Below are 20,134 nucleotides of genomic sequence, written 5' to 3' on the forward strand. Positions count from 1 at the left end.
TGCAATGAGCATCGACGACGAACTGCGCTGGGACGGTGAACTGACCGTCACCCGACATGATCGGGAGACCGACACGACCTTTGTGATCCGAATCGACTCCACCCGTCTGGGACCGGCGTCGGGTGGCACGCGGGCGGCGCATTACCCCTCGATCGGTCACGCGCTGGCGGACGCCGGGAAGCTGGCCGGCGCAATGACTTTGAAGATGGCTGTCTCCGACCTGCCGATGGGTGGCGGGAAGTCGGTGATAGCACTGCCCGCACCGCGCAATCGGATCGACTCGGCGACTTGGTCTCGTATCCTCGACATTCACGCGGAGAACATCGACAAGCTCGAGGGAAACTACTGGACCGGTCCTGACGTCAACACCAACTCTTCCGACATGGATCAGCTCAGTCGCACCACCAAGTACGTCTTCGGGCGTTCGGTCGACAATGGTGGCGCCGGTTCCAGCGCGCACGCCACGGCTCTGGGCGTGTTCGAAGCGATGAAGGCCACGGCGCGTCGTCGTGGACTCGGAACACTCGACGGCCGAAAGGTGCTGGTTCAGGGGCTCGGCGCCGTCGGCGGAGATGTTGTGCGTCTCGCGGCGCAGGCTGGGGCACGCCTGCTTGTTGCCGATACGGACCCGCAGCGCCTCGAGGCGGCTTCTCTTGCGGGGCACACGATCGTTCCGGCGGACGAGGTACTTCGAACGTCGTGTGACCTCTTTGCTCCCTGTGCGATGGGAGGCATCATCGATTCCGCTGCTGCTGCGTCGATTCCGACTCTGGCCGTGGCGGGCGCAGCAAACAACATCTTGACCGATGCCGCTGCGGGCGAGGTTCTGCGGAGCCGCGGGGTTCTCTGTGCCCCTGATTTCGTCGCGAACGCAGGCGGAGCCTTTCACCTGGTGGGGCGAGAAGTCCTGGGGTGGAACGAAGACGACGTCGTCGAACGAACCCGAGGGATCGGTCGAACTCTGGACGAGGTGTATTCGTTGAGCGAGGAACGTGGCATCACTACCGAGGCCGCAGCGCTTCTGCTCGCCCGGACGCGGCTATCCCCCGCATCCACCACCACCGCCGCCGCCACATCCGCCACCCCCGCTGCAGCTGCCGCCTCCCCCGTCTGAACCGCCACCGTCCGAACCCCCGCTACTTCCGCTGCCGTCGGCACCGATTCCGGCGGCGGAGGCCAAGGCGGGATTGATCATCAGCATCGCCGAACCGGCGAAGAGAGCGGCGGACATCCCCGCCAAGCGTGGTCCGTAGGCAGAGAAGGCAGGCTTGTTGCGCGGGGACAGGTAGGCGTGTGCCGTGGTCAGTTCCGAACGTGCCGCACTGCCCGAGGTGGTGCGATCGAAGTTGAGCCCGAGCAGCGGGATGCTGAACCCGGTGACGAGTACGGCGAGAATCAGAAACTCGACGGGCTTGTCGTTGTGCAGTCCGAAAGCAACGCGGACGATACCCGCGGCCACCAGGATCTTCAACGGAACTGTGGAGAGAAAGATTGAACGCCTGGTGCTGTCGGAGGTCAGGTATCCCCGGTCCGCCAAAGAGTTTCGTAGGCGAGCTGTTTCCACCGTCATGCGCTCGGCGAGTTGCCGCCGACGATGGGGTAGAGCCTGCTGGGCCAGGCGCTGGTACACGGTGAGGGTGTACCAGTCCAGGGTTTCGTCGCCAGGGCCCAACGGGCGCAGGACAGCGCCGTCGGTGGTGATCAGATCAGCGCTACGCAGGATTGCCAACGATGCTGCGATGGCGCGTGACTCGCCGGTGAGCATTCCGACTTCCGGAGGTGTCAGTTGCTCGGCGGAATACCCGTGCCCGGCGGAATACCTGCCCCGGCGTGCCCGGATCATCAGACGCCACCCCAGAGTGAGAACCATGAGCGTGGCCGAAACGGCTATGTAGCCGTAGAGGAAATCCTCGCTGGGGATCCCCCACGTGTCGGCTGCATGAGTGCTCATCCCCCACACCCCCCGCCGCCGCAACTGCTACCGCTGCCGCCACCGCCGTCCGAGCCGGACGATCCGGATGAGGAGCCACAACTGTAGTAGCTCGAACCCCCGCCGCCCGGGCTGTACGCGGCGCCCGCAGCCACCGCTCCCGCCAGCGCGGGATCGATCAGAACCAGAGCGCCCGAACCGAAGAGCGCCGCCGAGAGCCCGGCGAGCGAGGGACCGTAGCTCGAGTACGCGGGCCGCAGTTTCGGTGAGAGGTACGAGTTTTCGTGCTTGAGGCGTCGAAGCTCGCTGTCGCCCAAAGCTGTCCGACGACGCTTGATGCGGAGAAGTGGAATCATCAGCGCGAGAACGATGATGGTGAGGAGCAGAAACCCGACCGGCTTACCGCCGGCGATGCCGGCGACGAGACGGACTACGCCGAGACCAATTACCGCCAGGATCGGAACGGTCCGAAAGGCAGCAGTCAGCCCGTTCTGCGGGCGTTGCAAGTATCCCTCGTCGATCAGCGTCGTACGTAGTTGTGCGAGTGCGACGTTCAGCCGTCCCATCAGACGTACCTGCCGCAGCGGGACCTTTCCGTTGCCGAGTCGCTTGTGCACGGTACGGGTGAACCAGTCGAGACGACTCTTGTCCTCCGCAGTGAGTGCCAGCTTGGTCTTTCCTTCGGTGCTGATCAGTTCGGCGCTGCGCAGAATAGCCATCGACGCCAGAACGGCCTGGTAGTCACTGGTCAAGGCACCGATCTCGGGAGGAGTGAGCGGCCGACGGACAGCGTCGACGACCACGGGCGACCGGCGCGCAGTCATTCGGCTGTACAGCGAGAGTCCGATCGCGACGGCAGCCGCCACCAGGTACCACTGAAGGAAAGTCTGGCTGGGGATCCCCCACGTGTCGGCTGAGTAGTAGTTGTTCACCGCACTCACCCCCCACAGCTCACGGTGCTCGAGAAGGTCGAGCAACTGGACGGTGAAGACCCGCCGCCGCATCCGGGTGCCCAACCGCCGTCGCGACCCGGACCGAAGAGTGCCGCGGCAATACCCGCCGACGTCGCCCCGTAGGTAGCAAACGACGGTTGGAAATTCGGTGTGAGGTAGGAGTATTCGTCCTTCAAGCGACTCAATTCGACCTGGCCGAAACGAGTGCGTCGGCTCAGGCGGAGAAGGGTTACGACAATCAGGGCGAGGCAGACGACAACGAGCGGAAGGTATCCCACCGGGTTCTCGTTCACGACAGTGAATCCGGTCCTGATCGTGCCGACCACGGCGACGATAACGACAGGTACCACGGACAATCGCGTCAAAGTGTGTTCACGATTGCCGTTCAGGTAGCCGGCCTGCACCAGGTCACTACGAAGCTCCAACAGGGGCAGCGGAAGTGTCGGCACGAGCCGGGAGGGCACGGCAGTTCCACCGGCGTCGTCGATCCGCTGGCGGACGATGCGGGTGAAGCGGTCATGCTGACCCTGGCCGGCAGAATATGCAGCACTCTCGAGTTCTGCCACGGCAGCGCGTACCGCACGCTCGTCGCTGGTCAGTACACCCATCTCCGGTGGTGTGAGTGTGCGCAATGCAGGTGTGGGCTTGCGCATGGCGACGCCTCTGATCACAAGTGCGATCACCACCGCTCCGGTGGCAGCGGCGACGTACCACCCGAGGAAAGCCTCGGTGGAAATTCCCCACGTATTCGTATGATCATGCATCGCACACCACCTCTCGATGAACTCCTGAGAACCAGTCCAGTCTCTTTGTCCGACAACTGATGTCAGTATCGGGCCAGTACCGGGAAAAGCGATATCCGGGTGGCCATCGTCATCATTCCGTTACCGGCGAACTGGGGATTTACCGGCCGGTAGGTCGAAGCACGATCTCCGTGGGGTGTGCGTCGGACGGTGTTTCGACGGCAGTGAGTACGGCACGCGCCACAGTGGAGGCCTTCAGGAAGCGTTCCGGGTCGTACTCGTCGCCCTCGCCGGCGACGATGTTGCGCTGCATGTCGGTGTCGATTCGACCGGGGTGAATGGAGGTGACCCGCAGTGCCGGCTCTTCCAGACGTAGGGCGTCTCCGAAGGCGCGCAGGGCGAACTTGCTGGCCGCGTACGAGCCCCAGCCGGCGTTGGCGCGCAGTCCGGCACCGGAATTGATCAGTACGACGTGGCCACCGGCTGCCCTGAGGGCAGGAAGGAGGACACGAGTGAGTTCGGCGACGGCGATGACGTTCGCCTCGAGGGTGCGTCGCCACTGATCGACCGAGGATTCCTCGATGGTTCCGATGTCGGCCACGCCGGCGTTGTGTACCAGCACGTCTAGCGTCGTGATGGAGGAGGCAGCGACCGCGACGGCGGCGTAGTCCGTGAGGTCGAGGGGTAGAGGCGTCGATCTGGGCAGTTCGGCGCAGATCGGCTCGAGGGCCTGCGCGGATCGTGCACCGAGCAGCAGGTCGTGTGTCGGCGCCAGTTCGCGTGCGATGGCAGCTCCGAGGCCGCGACTGGAACCGGTGATCAAGGCAGTGGGACGCATGGTCCGAGCCTATCGAGTGTGAATTGTTCGGCTATACGAACTTGTGTATTTGTTTACCCACATATTAGAGTTCGACCATGACGACTCGCGACGCGAAGAACTTCCGCCGCCTGGGAATTGCCGCCCTCGCCGCCCTGCTTCTCTCCAGCTGTTCTGCGGTGAATTCCGGCTCCGACGACGACCGCCCGGTGGTGCTCACCACGTTCACCGTGCTGTCGGACATCGCCCAGAACGTTGCCGGCGATCACCTTCGCGTCGAGTCGATCACCAAGGCGGGGGCGGAAATCCACGGCTACGAGCCGACGCCCGGAGACATTCGGCGGGCGAGCGAAGCCGATCTGATCCTCGACAACGGCATGAACCTCGAGGCGTGGTTCGCGAAATTCGTCAACGGTCTGGACGTGCCACACGTCGTGGTCAGCGACGGCGTCGAAGGCATTCCGATCGCCGGTGACGCGTATGCGGGCAAGCCCAATCCGCATGCATGGATGTCTCCGTTGAATACGCAGATTTACGTCGACAACATGGTGACTGCTTTCAGTGACCTCGACCCGGACAACGCCTCGGCATTTGCGGGGAACGGCGCGAAGTACAAGGCGGAACTGCAAGCAGTTCAGGACGGCCTGGTCAGTGGGCTGGCGGTATTGCCCGCAGGTCAGCGCGCACTCGTCAGTTGCGAGGGTGCGTTCTCCTATCTGGCCAGGGACGCGGGACTCAGCGAGGCCTACATCTGGCCGGTCAATGCCGAGCAGCAGGCGACGCCGCAGCAGATCATCGCCGCGATCGACTTCGTCCGGGCCAATTCCGTTCCCGCCGTCTTCTGTGAGTCGACGGTCTCGGATGCCCCCATGCAGCAGGTTGTCGGGGCGACCGGTGCGAAATTCGGAGGGACGCTGTACGTCGACTCGCTGTCCGAAGCCGACGGTCCCGTGCCCACCTACCTGGACATGATTCGCCACGACACCGACGTCATCCTCGGCGGTCTGACCGGCGGTAAATCATGAACGAAGCCATTCGCGTCGAAAACGTCAGCGTTCACTACGGCGAGGTCCACGCACTGGACCATGTCGATCTGACGTTGAATTCCGGAAGCGTCTGCGGACTGATCGGTATGAACGGTTCAGGAAAGTCGACCTTGTTCAAGGTGATCATGGGAATGATCAAGCCGGACAACGGCTCTGTGAGAATCGCCGGTCTCGACGCAGCCGCTGCGCGCAAGAGCGGGCGCGTCGGATACGTGCCGCAGAGTGAAGACGTCGACTGGACCTTCCCGATCAGTGTCCGTGACGTCGTGATGATGGGTAGGTACGGCCACCTCGGGTTCTTGCGACGTCCGCGGCGTGCAGATCGCGAGGCGGTGGCAGAGGCCCTCGAGCGGGTAGAGCTCACAGAATTTGCGGATCGTCAGATCGGTCAGCTCTCGGGTGGTCAGAAGAAGCGCGCCTTCGTCGCACGCGGTATCGCACAGGACGCGTCGATACTCTTGCTGGACGAGCCTTTTGCCGGCGTCGACAAGCGTTCCGAGGCAACGATTTCGACGCTGCTACGAGAGTTGGCTTCCGACGGCCGATCGATCTTGGTCTCGACTCACGACCTCCACGCCGTGCCGAAACTCTGCGACGAGGCGGTACTGCTCATGCGCAAGGTTCTGGTGCACGCCGACCCGGACACCGTGCTTCAACCGGAAAACCTCGCCCTGGCTTTCGGTCTCGACGTGATGGACAGGACCTGATCGATGAACCTCGTAGAACTGCTACTTGATCCTCTCCAGTACGGATTCATGGTGCGCGCGTTGGCCGTTGCGGTTGTGGCGGCGGTTGTCTGCGCGGTGCTCAGTTGTTGGTTGGTGCTCATCGGGTGGTCACTGATGGGCGATGCCGTCTCGCACGCTGTCCTGCCCGGTGTTGTCCTCGCCTACGTCGTCGGCGCTCCATTTGCCATCGGGGCCTTGATCTTCGGGCTGATCGCCGTCGCACTGATCGGACTGATCCGTAACACCAGCGGCGTCAAGGAAGACGCCGCGATCGGTATCGTCTTCACGACTCTCTTTGCGTTCGGTTTGGTTCTCATCTCGGTGACCCCCAGCCAGACCGATCTCAACCACATCATTTTCGGCAACCTGCTGGGGGTGAGCTCGTCCGATCTTCTGCAGGTCGCGATACTCGGCGCGTTGGCGTTGAGCATTCTGTTGATCAAGCGTCGCGATCTGACGTTGTTTGCCTTCGACCCGATCCATGCCAACGCGATAGGTCTTTCGCCTAAGCGTCTCGGAGCGCTGCTACTCGGCGTCCTCGCACTCACGTCCGTTGTGGCGCTGCAAGCTGTCGGAGTCGTGCTGGTGGTGGCGATGCTGATCATCCCCGGCGCGACGGCCTACCTTCTCACTGACAAGTTCTCGCGGATGCTGGTGATAGCTCCGGTGGTTTCCGCGATCTGCGCGATTACGGGTATCTACGTCAGCTACTACCTCGACACAGCTTCCGGGGGCATGGTTGTGATGACGCAGGGCATCGTATTCGCCCTGGTGTACCTGTTCAGCCCGTCGCAGGGGGTCATCGCGAAATGGACTTCGCAGCGGCGTAGGACCCGAGCGGAATACAGCGCCGTGGCTTGACGGGCGGTCTTGATCGTTCGTCCAGTTAACAATCCGCTACCAAATCGGGTAGGTTCGTACGGGCATTCGTCACCACAAACATTCCGGCCGCAACGATGCCGGCTGCTAGACAATCGGTGGTGACGCCTTGAACACCGATGGGCCCTTCGATGACGCAGTTCCGAGCACGACGCACGTGGCTGGTTCTCGGCGTCGTTGTTGCGGTCATCGTCCTCGCCGGATCCGGGCTGCTCAGCCCACGAACCGCGGTTCTGGTGGACGATGTCGCACAGCTCGTCGGCGGCGCCACTGCGACTGCGGTCTGTTGGTGGACGTCGCGGCGCCATCACGGAGTCGAGCGTCGTTGGCGAACTCTGATGGCTCTCGGTATGGCCGGCTGGACCCTCGGAATGTTCTTCTGGGCGTTTTACCGCTCAGTTCTCCACGTACCACTTCCGTCGCCGTCGATCGCGGACATCGGTTTCTTCATGTTCCCGGTGTTTGCCGTACCGGCGCTTCTGTCGCTGGTACGTGAGTCTCCCCGGCGTGAGGCGATCGGCCCGATCCATCTCTGGCTCGTGCTGACGCTCGACGGTCTTGTCGTTGTCGGTGGATTGTTCATCCTCACGTGGACGACCGCCCTGGGCGCCGTCGTTCACACCGGTCCGACGGGATCTCTCGGGTTTCTTGTCGCGGTGATGTATCCGATCACCGACTTCGTTCTGATCGCGATGGTCTTGCTGATGGTCATCGGGCCGAAGGCCGTTGCCGAGATCCGCGAACCGCTGACGTTCCTCGGGTGCGGGTTGGTGATGCTCTCCCTTTCGGACAGTTTGTACGCGTACTTGGTGGCGATCGGCGCCGAGAGTATGCCGACCATCGCCGATGCCGGGTTCATCGCGGGGCCGCCGTTGATCGCCTTGGCGGCGCTGACGAAGCGAACCGAGCCTCGGAACCGCGACGCGCCACAGCAGTGGCGAAGTGATCGGACTCAGTTGCTGCTGCCGTATCTGTTGATCGCGGTGATCGCGACGATCGTGACTGTTCAGGCACTGATCGTCGGCAACCTCGATGCCGTGGTCGTGATACTCGGCGTCGGCGTGCTGGTTCTCGCGCTGGTGCGCCAGATACTCACGCTCCTCGAGAACGACGCGCTCCTCCAACAGATCTCCGCTGCGCAGGACGAGCTCCGGTACCGAGCGCATCACGACCCACTCACCGAGCTCGCCAACCGGGCCGCGTTCGACGAACACTTCGCGAGCGCCATCGAGAACTACCGCCTCACGAACTCCGATTGGGTGCTGATGCTTGTCGATCTGGACGACTTCAAACAGGTCAACGATCGTTACGGGCACCCGGCTGGTGACCGGTTGCTGGTTGCCCTCACGGCGCGTCTGCGCGAAGCGGTTCCCGAGAGTGCATTTGTCGCTCGATTCGGCGGCGACGAATTCACGGTACTTCTGCAGGGCCCGATCGACGACGCCGTCGTCGTAGCCCGCCGGATCGTCGACGCGCTCAGTTCTGATCAGACTGCAGACACATCGGTGTCGGTGGGTGCGAGCGTTGGTGTCGCGCAGTTCGAGTTAGCCGACGAGCCGCTGAGTGCACACGCTCTTCTCCGCCGAGCCGATGCGGCGATGTACGAGGCGAAGAGAAGCGGAAAGGGCGCTGTTGTCGTCTACTGCGATCGCCGCGAAGACTAGCGCCGTAAGAGTGCGAAGATCGTTGCCGGTGAACCCGATCCGGCCTTGTTGATCGCGCCACCGACAAGGATGCTCGCCCCGGTGGTTGGCAGGGCGGCAAGATTGTTCAAGTTCTCCAGGCTGATTCGATGCTTGTCGTACAGGAGTGTCGAGACGGGGTAGGTCTCGTCGTTTCCGAGGTCGGGACCGAAGGTGTCGGTTCCCAATGCTCCGCGGGTGCCCAAGCGTCCGGTGTCTATCAGCCACTGCGCCGCGTCCACCGAGAATCCGGGTTGGTGGGTGACACCCTCGGCATCGGCATTGGCATATTCTTCGCTACCCCAGCGCGATTCCCAACCGGTCCAGAGAACCACGGCCGCTCCATCGGGGATCTTGCCGTTGCGCGTCTCCCACTCCTGAATGTCCGCGACCGTGAGCGCATAGTCCGAATCGGCGGCAGCCTTGTCCCGGATGTCGATCTTCACTGCGGGAAGGAAGAGGTCGGCCGGATCGAGTTGGTCGGCTGTGAGTCCACCTTCCTGAAAGTGCGCGGGTGCGCCCCAATGTGTGCCCGTGTGTTCACCCTCCTTGACGTACTGGAGGTAGTAGCCGTCGTCTGCGATGGTTGCCGCTGTGTCGAGAGTGAACGCGGGATCGCCGGGAAAAATCGGCGTGGTCGCGGGGTCGTTCACGTGGGAGAGCGAAACGACTTGCAACAGCTCATCCAACGGGGTTGTTGCGTCTTGGCTGCTTCCGGAACTGCTACCCATGTCGATCACCTGAGGTCCCGCTACCAGCGCCAGGCCTGTGGCTGCGCGCTGAAGTAACTGTCGTCGTTTCATCGATCCCCCGCCAATTTGCCCGAATTGAGAGTGTTGCAATCACTTTCGCTCCTTGAACACTAGGACAGAACCTTAGGCTGCTGCCGACCATGACGACCACTCCACATCGCGGACGGCTATCACCTGTCCGTGCGGTCGGTGATCTACGTACTGCGGATACTTTGCGGCCAAAGCGTCGATTGCGCTCTCGGACTCCTTGGTACCGGGGCCGAGGACCTCCGCGCGTCCGTCGACGCGGACCCACCAGAGTGCGGACCAGTTGTCGTCGTAATGATCGACGAGCAGGCTCGCACGCCCCGTCTCGGTGATGTTCCGGAGCCTGCGAAGAGCGGTGGTGGTCTTCGGTTTGTGGTCGACGCAGGAATAGACGGTGTCGCCGACCAAAACGAATACCAGCGGCACGATGTGCGGAACGCCGGCCGCATCTGCCGTTGCCAGGTGAGCCACCCGCGCGGCTTCAAATCGTGCTCTCGGGTCGTCCATATTCACAGCGTAAGGGGATCAAGGCTTGCCGCGAGCCGCTGCTGACGGAACAGTGGTCTCATGGAACCGGATGAAGCGCTTCGGGAGATCGCCTACTGGCTCGAACGATCACGCGCTGAAACGCACCGCGTCAAGGCCTATCGCCGAGCTGCGGAGGTCTTTGCTGGATTGTCCGACGAGCAGAAGGAGTCTCGCCGGAAGGCCGACAGTTGGAAGGCTCTCACCGGCATCGGGCCCAAGACGGCAATGATCATCGCCCAGTCGTACGACGGCGTCCCCGAGTATCTCGAGGAACTGCGGGGGCAGGCGGAGCCCATCGGCGACGGCCCATTGCGCCAAGCGCTGCGCGGCGATCTCCACACACACTCCGACTGGTCCGACGGCGGAAGCCCCATCGAAGAGATGATGCGACGCGCAGCAGCACTCGGCCACGACTACTGCGCCCTCACCGATCATTCGCCTCGCCTCACTGTTGCCAACGGGCTGTCCGCGGAGCGTCTACGTTCGCAACTCGACGTGATAGCCGGGTTGAATGCCGAACTGGCTCCCTTCCGCATCCTCACGGGAATCGAGGTGGACATCCTCGAGGACGGTTCACTCGATCAGGATCCCGATCTACTCGACGAACTCGACATCGTGGTGGCGAGCGTGCACTCGAAGCTGCGGTCCGAACGCGAGGCGATGACCCGCAGAATGCTTGCTGCAGTGCGAAATCCGCGTGTCGATATTCTCGGGCATTGCACTGGGCGTCTTGTCGAGGGCGCTCGCGGAACCCGGCCCGAGTCGCAGTTCGACGCGGAGAAAGTGTTCGAGGCTTGCCGAGAATCAGGGACCGCCGTCGAGATCAACTCCCGACCGGAGCGTCGTGACCCGCCTTCGCGTTTGATCGAGTTGGCCCGCGATCTCGATTGTCTCTTCTCCATCGATACAGACGCCCATGCCCCCGGTCAGCTGGCTTGGCAGGGCTACGGCTGTGACCGGGCCGAAAAGTGCGGCGTCGAAGCGGATCGGGTGATCAATACCTGGACCGCCGAAAATCTTCTGGAGTGGGCGGGCAATTGAGAGCATGCCGGAATGGGTCACCGAGGCGTTTGCTCGGTGACCTCCGGGTTCAGATCCGTGTGGTGGAGCGACGGGGTTTCTGGTCGGGGTCGATGCCTGGCGGTGGGATGAACCAGGGCAGGTGATCAGCGCCTACCTGGATTTCCCATTGTCCGGTGAATCCGGGTTTTCGGTGCATCAGGGTGTGGTGGGTTCGGCAGAGCAGGACCAGGTTGTCCATGACGGTTGGTCCTCCTTTGGCCCAGTGTTTGATGTGGTGGGCGTCGGTCCAGGCGGGGACGCAGTCGCAGCCGGGGAAGGCGCATCCTTTGTCGCGGGCGATCAGGGCGGTGCGTTGTGCTGCGGTGACAAGCCTTTTGAGTGGGGTGACGTCGAGTGGGGCACCGTTTTCGTCGAGGAGGACGGCGCCGAGCATGCAGTCGCAGGCGATCATGCGGGTGCGGCCGACGCTCAGTGGTCCCATCCAGGGCATGTGGCCGACATCGAGATCTTGTTTGTCGAGATCCGGCATGCCAAGGTCCAGGGTGTCGAGGTCGTCACGGTCGGACGGGTCGGTAGTCGTGGTGCGGCCTGTTGAGTCGCCTGCGGTGGAGGCGCATTCACGGTGGTAGGCCAGGTCTTTGGCGTTGATGTGCACGTTCAGGTGTGGGCGTTGGCCGCCGTCGATACCGGTGGCAGCGTTGTCGAGGTAGCGCCGGATCAGCTCTGCCATGGCGTCTGCGTTGCGTGTGGCGGCGGGTCGTTTGTCGGGTGTGCCGTCCTTGGCGGGGGTGGGCATGGAGAGGCTGGAGAGGGCGGAGAGAAGCATCTCGCCGGTCACTCCGTCGAAATCGCCTCGCACGGAGACTCTTCCGTTGAGGGTCGGGGAGATGCGCAGTTCGTTGCGATCGGTGTCTTCGCTTGGTGGTATGTCGTCGGATTCGAACATGTGCTCGAGGACGCTGATGGCGTAGCGCAGTTTGACGGTGGTTGCTTCGACGCCGGATGCTGCCGCGAGGAGTGTGTCGCGGCAGTACGGTAGCGCGGCGTCGGGCATTGTTTTGGGTGGGGATTCGCAGAACGCCACGATCAGTGCTGCGTGCTCGAAAGTGAGTTCGCCGGAGTCGAATTGGTCTTCGATCTCGGGGAATGACCGTAGGGCTTTGCCTAGGGTTGCGATTCTTCTGCCGGTGGAGATTTGCAGCATGGTGTGGTTCGCGAGCCATTGTCCGGTGCCGCGGTAGCAGAGTACTTGTTCGTCCGGGTTCAACGTCAGGGTGTCGACGGCGGCCACTCGAATGGCTTCCAGGCGAAGGATTTCCGCTGATGCGGTGATGGCGATCTCGCGGACGTCGCTGGGGTGCAGCCGCCACAATCGTCCGCGCACACCCACAGCGGAGCTGTTGACCACGGCAGTGACAGCGTCGTCGATGGTGTCGATCGTCATGAGAACCCCCCGTTCCACCTTCCATCATACTCGAACATACTTTCGAGTCAAGGGTTTTTTGGGGGAAGGTGAGGCTGAGCCTGCCGTCGCGATTCTGTTGTTCGAGAGCAGATTCCGTCGCTAGAGCATCAGCGCCGGATCTGTAGTCAGTTCGATGTTCAGCCACGGTTCGTAGGGGAGATCGGCGAGGCTGGTGGCGAACGAGCGTCGTACTGCGTCTTCACCGTCGATGTCCCAGCTGTGTGGCGCGACCATGAACGTCGCTTCGATATACAGCTTGCGACCCACCTTGCTCATGGTGAGAGTCGGTTCGTCCAAACCGAATTCGTCGCGGACGGCGGTGATGGCTTCGTGCACGCGGGCCTGAACGTTTTCGCCGGGAGCACCTTCGAGGAGTTCGATCAGTGCGGTTCGCAGAAGTGCGTACGGTTGCGGGACCAACATCGCGCAGCCGAGGAGGACCAAGACGGAGTCGACATATCGGTCGGCGTCGGAGAAATCTGTGCGGCCCAGGATCATTGCGACGACAGCACCGACTGCGACCAGCGCGCTGAAGGCAGCCGACGCTCCCCATTGCCTGGCTTCGGCGACGAGCAGATCAGATGTGCGGTCGACTTGTCCGACGTATCGCCAGATGATGATCGACACCACTGCGCTGACAGCGCCGTATGCCACCAGAGACCCCGCGGTGACGTCGGCTCCGCCCGCGAGGATGACACGAACTGCCTCGACTGCGGCGTAGGCGAGCGTCGCCAGTAGTGCCATGCCCTGGACAGCGATGACTACCGGGATCAATGCCTCCTTACCGAAGGGGAAGCGTGCGGTGGGGCCCGAGTCGGCTATCCGCGAGACCCGCAGCGACAGCGCCGTCAACACCATTCCGATGAGGGCGTACACACCGTCGAGCAGGATCACCTGGGACTGAGAGATCCAGCCCCAGAATGCGGCGAGCACAGCCAACGCCGTTGCGACCACGAGCGAGTACCGCAGAGCCTTGCGTTCGCGGGTAGCGCTGTCTTCCTTGGTGCCCATGAAATCCAAACCGCCTGTCCGTTTCGATATTCCTTCACGTAGGAATACCAGCAACGACGCGCAGGCACGGCATCAGTGGACCAATTGCGCTGCCAGATCGAGAAAGTCCTCGGCGTTGATGTCGAACTCGTCGGAGAATGACACATCGGGATTGCCCCTGGCTCCGAATTCGACTGGTCGGGCTATGAAGGCTGTGCGGAACCCGAGAGCTTTGGCCGCCCGGATGTCATATTTGTGGCTGGCAACCATCATGATCTCGGCCGTGTCGAACCCGAGGTATCGAGCAGCCAGGTGGTAGATCTTCGGATCTGGTTTGAAGACACCGGCCATTTCGGCGGTGAAGACGGCATGCCATGGCAGATTTCCGTGCCGGGAGATGCTGACTGCGGCATTCACATCGGCGTTGGACAAGGCAGCGATTGTGTACTGCTGGCGCAGGGTTGTCAGGCCTGCGACGGTGTCCGGCCACGGGTCCAGGAATTTCCAGGCGGTGGTGAGTTCTTCCTGTTCGGCATCGGAAAGTTCGATGCTCTCGCGGGCCAACAGCTTGCGCAGAGCCTCGCGGTACACCGAATGTACTGTCACCCATTCGCCTGTGGAGTCGTCGGCCTCGGAGGTGTTCGCGAAGTACTCAGCGCGCCAGAGATTGACGAATCTTGGCCAGTCGACGTCGGCGTCGGTGATCCGACGGGCCTCGCGGCACAGGGTGCTGTGAAAATCGGTCGCTGTGCCCTGGACGTCGAACAGCAGTGCTTTGATCTTCTCGCGCACAAGCCCTCCACTTCGAGATCGCCTGACGGTGTTGCCACATTATCGCGGTTACGGCGCCCGATTCGTGCTCGATGAGCGCAAAGGCGCCGCGCGTCGCAAAATAGACATCTATGGCCGACCGCGGATTTACCCCGACTCAGCTCGCCGCCCGAGCTGCCTACCTGCTGCGCGGAAACGACCTGGGCACGATGACGAGCGCTGCCCCGAAGCTGTATCCCCACATGTGGAGCTGGGACGCCGCGTTCGTCGCGGTAGGTTTGGCGCCGCTCAGCGTCGAACGGGCGGTAGTAGAGCTCGATACCTTGCTTTCGGCTCAGTGGAAGAACGGAATGATTCCGCACATCGTGTTCGCGAACGGTGTCGACGGCTACTTCCCCGGCCCGACGCGTTGGGATGTCAATGCGTTGGCAGCGCATGCTCCTTTGGGTACCGCTACGTCGGGAATCACCCAACCCCCCGTTCACGCGATTGCGGTGCAGCGGATTCTCGATCATTCGCGTCGGCACGGACGTACGACGCGTGCGGTCGCGGAAGAGTTCCTCGACCGGCGCTGGAGTGATCTGGTTCGGTGGCACCGCTGGTTGGCGGAGGCCCGCGATCTCGACGGCAACGGCCGCATCGCGCTCTATCACGGGTGGGAATCGGGGATGGACAATTCTCCGCGATGGGATCTGGCGTACGCGAATGTTGTTGCGGGACAAGTGCCTGCGTATCAGCGCGCTGATCTCGCTGTGGTGACCGACTTGTCTCAGCGACCCACGGATCACGAATACGACCGCTACCTTTGGCTTCTCGAAGAGATGAAGGCCGTGAGGTACGAGGATTCTCAACTCGCCACTGCCATGAGTTTTGCCGTGGAGGACGTGTTTGTCAGTGCGGTTTTCTCGATGGCATGTGACGTTTTGGCAACTATCGGTGAGGAGCATTCGCGACCAAACTCCGACGTCCGTGATCTGCGCGGTTGGGCAGATCGATTCCGGCAGGGCGTAATTGCCACCACCGATGAACGATCGGGTGCAGCAAAGGATTTCGATCTTCGCACCGGACGATGGGTTCATACCGAGACCATCGCGATGTTTGCGCCGTTGCTGTGCGGCGGCCTGAGCCGTGATGCCGAGCGCGCGCTGTTGCGCACTTTCGAGGGGCCCAAATTCTGTGGTCACCCGGACATGCGATTTGCCGTCCCACCGTCGACGTCGCCGGTTTCCGGCGATTTCCGTCCTCGGGAGTATTGGCGTGGCCCGGTGTGGCCGGTGATCACGTGGTTGTTCTCGTGGGCGTTCGCGCGTCGGGGGTGGGCCGAGCGATCGCACGTCTTGCGTTCGGAGGGGTTGCGGCAGGCCAGTGATGGCAGCTTTGCCGAATACTACGAGCCTTTCACCGGTGAGCCGCTGGGCAGCATGCAACAGTCGTGGACCGCGGCGGCTGTTCTCGATTGGCTCGGTTGAGTGAACATTCCCTGAATTAGCGGACAAAACGGACTAGTCGACCTTACTCTCGGGAAATGGTCGAGCGACGGATCGTCAGGACACTGGGCAAGCTCACCCCGATCGCGATGGCAGCTGCCATCGCGATCACGGCACCTGGCCTCGCCGCTGCCGACGCTCCCCGCGGCCCGGACGTCTCGTCGTGGCAGCACGTGGACGGAACCGGAATCGACTGGTTCCAGGTCAAGGCGTCAGGGCACGAGTTCGCGATGGTCAAGGCCACCGAGTCGCTCAACTACGTCAATCCGTACTTCATCCAGGATTGCCTGGTCATGCGCGCCGCCGGCGTCTCGCGCGGGGCCTACCACTACGCAGATGTTCGCCAGTCCCCCGAAGCCCAGGCCGCCTTCTATTCGGCGATCGTCCTGGGTATCAACGGACCTGGTGACCTGCCGCCCGTCCTGGATCTCGAGGACGCGAAGGGACTGCCCGCCGGTCAGGTCATCGACTGGACTCATCGCTACCTGAATACAGTCCAGGCACTTACCGGGCGGCAGCCCATCATTTACACGTATCCCAACTTCTGGCGCACTCAGATGGCCAACACCACCGAGTTCAACCACTACCCGCTGTGGATCGCCGATTACAACGGGCAGAACGCTCCGGGCCCGCTGCCCGGCGGTTGGTCCAACTGGACCTTCTGGCAGTACACCAGCACCGGACGCATCCCCGGGATCACCGGAAACACTGATATCAACGTTTACAGCGGGGCGCAGGGCGATTTCGATCGCTACGCCAACAGTGTGGGGTTCGGCAGCAGCTAGTTTGCGGCGGGGGCCCTTGGCTCCGTGGTGCCCGGTTCGGGCCCTTTCGCCCTCGATGCATTTGCCTCGAGGCACGCGGAAGGGCCCTTTTTGGCACTCTTGTGACGCTTGGCTGGTTAGTCCGGTTGTTGCTCGTCAGTTACGAGAATTCTGCCGAGTGGTAGCCACGGTCGCTGAACTTTCGACTAGCTGAGCAGGATCAGAAAATAGCTATGGCAGAAAATGAGCAGGACTGCTCCAACCGAAAAGCTACAAAACGGACTTGAAGTTGGGTCTGGATCGAAGGCGCCGACCCGGTTTCGGTCGAAGATGGCGCCTCGCAACCCAATTATCGGAGCGCCGGAGTGCTTCGTTACCGGCAGCCGTCGCCGGGTGCGGTCTGGACCAATTCGATAAATTTCTACGTGCTTGCACGGGCGATTGGACTCCATTCAGTACGGAGTTTCCGTTCATGGTTCGAGGGGCTGTGGCGCATCCAACAGGCCTTATCCATATTGGGCATTCGTCCAGATTCCTGGTCGCCTCGAAGTTGGTCGTCACCCGATCTGGTCAGCGGAAACGCTGAATGCCATCGCGTCCGGCGCAGTGCCGTGCGCCGAGGGCTGAATTGTTCGCTTGAACAACGCTGCTCCTCGAAGCTTGTCCGATCTACGAACAAAAACGTCGATCGGTCTGCTTTGTCTGACTTTCGATGGGCAAGCTCCCGGTTATCTGTTATCTTGAACCAGATAACTGGAAGGTTGCTCTCGATTTGCACGGATTTCGAGGGCCAAGGTCCTGTTCAGGGCGGCTCTTCCAACACGCAGGTGTTTCCGAAGAGGAGCTCGAATGACAGGACCGGCAACAGCGTCCGGTGTGAGGTCGATCAGCCGAAAACAGGCGGATCGACCCGAACCAACCGATCAATCGGGAGTTCGCGCCAGCGCTCTCGCATCTCCGTCCACCGAACATCGATCAGGCACATCCTGGGGAGTAAGAAATGCCTAACGACATACCGCCGACAAGGTCGGCCTTATTCACCGCAGGGCTCCCGCCCTGGGTGCGAGCGTGGACGGTGGTGTGGACCGCCATCGCGATGATTCTCGGCCTCTCCGGCGCGACGGCAGTAGCTGCATCAGCGCAGCCGGCCGCGACGCTCGGCGGTCCCGTTCAGGCTCAGACGCCGGCTCGTGCTGCTGTCCTGCCGGACGAGCAACCGCCCACGGGCTGTGCGTTCAGTGCGCCCAACACCGGCAATCTCTCGCAGAACATCTGCTGGATCGATATGTCGACGTTCAACCAGGCTGCCGCAACCTCAGCAGCTGGACAGCCGATGACGGTCAAGCTGACGGATATCTACTCCATCAGCTTCAATGCCAAGCTGGTCAACTCGATCGACGGATCCACGACAAAGCCGCATACGGGCGTCACTGCGCGTCCCTTGCCTGCCGAGGCGAAATTCTCGTCGCTCGGCACTGTCGCGTATACGGGTGTTCCCAACACAGTCAAGCCTGCTTTGTACCAAACGGTTCCGGACATGAACGGGTCGACGAGGGTCCAGTCCGGCGGAACAGTCAAGCTCGACAATATCGTGATGAATGGGCCCAACGGAGCCGTCAACAACTACGGGCTTGTCGTGGCGGATGCCGAATCGACGGACCCTGTTGCCGCAAACAACAAGGAATTCCTGTCGTTCCAGTCGGACAAGAGCTTCCGTCAGATCGATCGCACCATGGGTATACCCGGAACTGCCGGATGGCCGCCGATTCGGGCCTGCAACGGCACGGTCGGGGGTGCCGATGGACTGACCGGGTTGGGAACGAACTCGGTTCGGTGCGACTCGTGGTGGGACAACGATTTCAGCAAGAATTACTCACCTGGAGCGGTAGTACTGGCTGCGACAGCGCCGACTTCCTTCGCGGGCACTTTCGGAAACACCACGGATTCAACGTCCCGACAGGGTGTTGCGTTCGGCATCTTGTTGCCGAGGGTCAAGATCGACAAGGAACTTACGCGAGTCAGTCCTGGCGACGACTTCACCATCGGAACAAGCACCGGTACTTTCGCCGATGCAAATGCCGCGAGCGGACAGGTGCTCAAGACCACCGATACCGGAGCTACGGATACCACCGCGTCCACCGGTTGGCGGATGCTCCTCGCTGACACGACGCCTACCCCCGTCACGTTCTGGGAGAAGCCCACTACTTCGGCGACCAAGACCGCGAACTACGCGACGAAGTGGGACTGCCAGGTCAATGGTGTGGCCAAGAATCTTCAAGCTGGTGGAGTTGCGCAGACAGCATTAGCACCTGGTGACAACGCGTACTGCAAGATCATCAATACCCCGGTTCTCGTGAAGAAGTCGTCGTCACCACCTACCGGTGAGACGGTCAATATCGGCCAAACAATCACCTACACTCTGAATTTCGAGAATCCCGGCACTGCGCCGGCAACGATCGACTACACGGACTTCCTTGCCGACGTCATTGATGACGGAACGGTTGCGGTCGGTGCTGCTACAGGCGGACTCACCGCTGCATTGAATGGCACCGACAAGATCAAAGTCGGGGGCACATTGCCAGCCGGCGGCAAAGGGACTGTCACCTACACCGTCACGGTCAAAGACGGTGGTAACAAAGTCCTGAACAACTACCTCGTTCCGGGGACAACAACTCCTCCCACAACATGTGATCCTGCAACCAATCTCTGCACGACGCATCCCATGCCCGGGTTCACGGTCGCGAAGACCGCTGTGCCCGCGACAGGTTCGACGGTTCAGGCCGGCGATACCATTACGTACACGGTCACCGGTGCTAACACCGGCAAGACCGCCCTAACTCCCGCGACGATCAAAGACGATCTGAGTGCGGTTCTCAACAATGCTGCTGTCGTTCCGGGCTCGCTGAAGGCGACCGTCGACGGTGCTGCTGTCGCTGCTCCGACCCTGTCGGGCAGCATTTTGTCGTGGTCCGCCAATCTCCAGGCTGGTAAGTCTGTTGTTCTGACCTACCAGGTGAAGGTCAATGCCGGCGTTGCCGCGGGCACGGTTCTGAACAACAAGGTCACCGGTACTGCGAAGCCACCCACCGGTCCGGACATCACTCCTCCTACGGTGGAGACGAATCACTCGGTTCCCGGCTTCAAACTGGAGAAGACTGCTGATCCGATTTCCGGTTCAACGGTTCAGGCCGGCGAGTCGATCAAGTACACCGTCACCGGAACCAACACCGGTAAGACGAAGCTCGATCCGGTAAAGATCAACGATGATCTGGGTGCGGTTCTCAATAACGCCGCTGTCGTTCCCGGTTCGCTGAAGGCGACCGTCGACGGTGCTCCTGCTGCTGATCCGACTCTGTCGGGCACCACCCTTTCGTGGACTGGTTTTCTCGAAGCCGGTAAGTCCGTCGTTCTCACCTATGAGGTGAAGGTCAACGACGGCGTTGCCGCGGGCACAGTCTTGAACAACGAGGTCACCGGTACTGCGAAGCCGCCGACCGGTCCGGAGATCACTCCTCCTTCTGTGGAGACGAATCACTTGGTTCCGGGTTT

Annotated in this window: 18 protein-coding genes; 9 read left to right on the forward strand and 9 right to left on the reverse strand. The window is 61.9% G+C overall.

Features of this window, described 5'->3' with window-relative positions; genetic code table 11:
• Positions 1-4: 4 nt before the first annotated feature.
• Positions 5-1,114 (forward strand): Glu/Leu/Phe/Val dehydrogenase family protein, encoded by a 1,110-nt coding sequence (locus tag RE4_RS14075; RefSeq protein WP_060938771.1) that lies wholly within the window; start codon positions 5-7, stop codon positions 1,112-1,114.
• Here the strand turns inward: RE4_RS14075 and RE4_RS14080 are convergent.
• From RE4_RS14080 to RE4_RS14095, 4 genes are all read right to left on the reverse strand, one after another.
• On the reverse strand, positions 1,040-1,951 hold the full coding sequence (locus tag RE4_RS14080; protein WP_060938772.1) for a TIGR04222 domain-containing membrane protein: 912 nt from the start codon (positions 1,949-1,951) through the stop codon (positions 1,040-1,042). The genes RE4_RS14075 and RE4_RS14080 overlap by 75 nt on opposite strands.
• Positions 1,948-2,934 carry a TIGR04222 domain-containing membrane protein gene (locus tag RE4_RS14085; protein ID WP_238076888.1) on the reverse strand — a complete coding sequence of 329 codons (987 nt, stop codon included), beginning with the start codon at positions 2,932-2,934 and terminating at the stop codon, positions 1,948-1,950. Before RE4_RS14085 ends, RE4_RS14080 begins: the two co-directional genes overlap by 4 nt.
• On the reverse strand, positions 2,868-3,647 hold the full coding sequence (locus RE4_RS14090; protein WP_060938774.1) for a TIGR04222 domain-containing membrane protein: 780 nt from the start codon (positions 3,645-3,647) through the stop codon (positions 2,868-2,870). The genes RE4_RS14085 and RE4_RS14090 overlap by 67 nt, the downstream gene beginning before the upstream one ends.
• A 139-nt stretch (positions 3,648-3,786) precedes the next feature.
• Complete coding sequence (locus tag RE4_RS14095) at positions 3,787-4,464, reverse strand: SDR family oxidoreductase (protein WP_021332580.1); 678 nt, start codon at positions 4,462-4,464, stop codon at positions 3,787-3,789.
• Between the two features lie 77 nt (positions 4,465-4,541).
• On the opposite strand from RE4_RS14095, the gene RE4_RS14100 reads away from it, so the two are divergent.
• From RE4_RS14100 to RE4_RS14115, 4 genes are all read left to right on the forward strand, one after another.
• Positions 4,542-5,468: a metal ABC transporter substrate-binding protein gene (locus RE4_RS14100; protein WP_020971445.1), complete on the forward strand. Its 927-nt coding sequence runs from the start codon at positions 4,542-4,544 to the stop codon at positions 5,466-5,468.
• Positions 5,465-6,196, forward strand: coding sequence for a metal ABC transporter ATP-binding protein (locus RE4_RS14105; RefSeq protein ID WP_019746157.1), 732 nt, complete (start codon positions 5,465-5,467; stop codon positions 6,194-6,196). Before RE4_RS14100 ends, RE4_RS14105 begins: the two co-directional genes overlap by 4 nt.
• A 3-nt stretch (positions 6,197-6,199) precedes the next feature.
• Entirely contained in the window at positions 6,200-7,078 is an 879-nt protein-coding gene (locus tag RE4_RS14110; protein ID WP_060938775.1) for a metal ABC transporter permease, read from the forward strand.
• A gap of 149 nt (positions 7,079-7,227) precedes the next feature.
• Positions 7,228-8,760, forward strand: coding sequence for a GGDEF domain-containing protein (locus RE4_RS14115; RefSeq protein ID WP_060938792.1), 1,533 nt, complete (start codon positions 7,228-7,230; stop codon positions 8,758-8,760).
• Here RE4_RS14115 and RE4_RS14120 read toward each other — a convergent pair.
• On the reverse strand, positions 8,757-9,509 hold the full coding sequence (locus RE4_RS14120) for a cyclase family protein (protein WP_020909818.1): 753 nt from the start codon (positions 9,507-9,509) through the stop codon (positions 8,757-8,759). The two genes, RE4_RS14115 and RE4_RS14120, sit on opposite strands and share 4 nt — an antisense overlap.
• A gap of 144 nt (positions 9,510-9,653) precedes the next feature.
• Complete coding sequence (locus RE4_RS14125) at positions 9,654-10,064, reverse strand: TIGR03668 family PPOX class F420-dependent oxidoreductase (RefSeq protein ID WP_031330968.1); 411 nt, start codon at positions 10,062-10,064, stop codon at positions 9,654-9,656.
• A 60-nt stretch (positions 10,065-10,124) separates the two neighbouring features.
• Here RE4_RS14125 and RE4_RS14130 point away from each other — a divergent pair, with 60 nt between their 5' ends.
• Complete coding sequence (locus RE4_RS14130) at positions 10,125-11,126, forward strand: PHP domain-containing protein (RefSeq protein ID WP_019746152.1); 1,002 nt, start codon at positions 10,125-10,127, stop codon at positions 11,124-11,126.
• A gap of 49 nt (positions 11,127-11,175) precedes the next feature.
• On the opposite strand, the gene RE4_RS14135 is transcribed toward RE4_RS14130, so the two are convergent.
• The 3 genes from RE4_RS14135 to RE4_RS14145 all read right to left on the reverse strand — a co-directional run bounded on the left by RE4_RS14135 (position 11,176) and on the right by RE4_RS14145 (position 14,355).
• A complete protein-coding gene (locus RE4_RS14135) occupies positions 11,176-12,552 on the reverse strand; it encodes an HNH endonuclease signature motif containing protein (RefSeq protein WP_060938776.1) in 1,377 nt (458 codons plus the stop codon).
• Between the two features lie 120 nt (positions 12,553-12,672).
• A complete protein-coding gene (locus RE4_RS14140) occupies positions 12,673-13,584 on the reverse strand; it encodes a cation efflux transmembrane domain-containing protein (RefSeq protein ID WP_060938777.1) in 912 nt (303 codons plus the stop codon).
• A gap of 72 nt (positions 13,585-13,656) precedes the next feature.
• Positions 13,657-14,355, reverse strand: a complete 699-nt coding sequence (locus RE4_RS14145) for a haloacid dehalogenase type II (RefSeq protein WP_060938778.1) — start codon at positions 14,353-14,355, stop codon at positions 13,657-13,659.
• Between the two features lie 110 nt (positions 14,356-14,465).
• Here RE4_RS14145 and ggh point away from each other — a divergent pair, with 110 nt between their 5' ends.
• From ggh to RE4_RS14160, 3 genes are all read left to right on the forward strand, one after another.
• A complete protein-coding gene (gene ggh / locus RE4_RS14150) occupies positions 14,466-15,803 on the forward strand; it encodes a glucosylglycerate hydrolase (RefSeq protein ID WP_019746148.1) in 1,338 nt (445 codons plus the stop codon).
• Positions 15,804-15,910: 107 nt separating this feature from the next.
• A complete protein-coding gene (locus tag RE4_RS14155) occupies positions 15,911-16,606 on the forward strand; it encodes a glycoside hydrolase family 25 protein (protein ID WP_370334015.1) in 696 nt (231 codons plus the stop codon).
• A 979-nt stretch (positions 16,607-17,585) separates the two neighbouring features.
• Positions 17,586-20,134 (forward strand): DUF7927 domain-containing protein (locus RE4_RS14160; protein ID WP_255246880.1); only part of this gene is annotated, 2,549 nt, incomplete at its 3' end.

This window comes from Rhodococcus erythropolis NBRC 15567 (assembly GCF_001552595.1).
Lineage (GTDB): Bacteria > Actinomycetota > Actinomycetes > Mycobacteriales > Mycobacteriaceae > Rhodococcus_F > Rhodococcus_F erythropolis.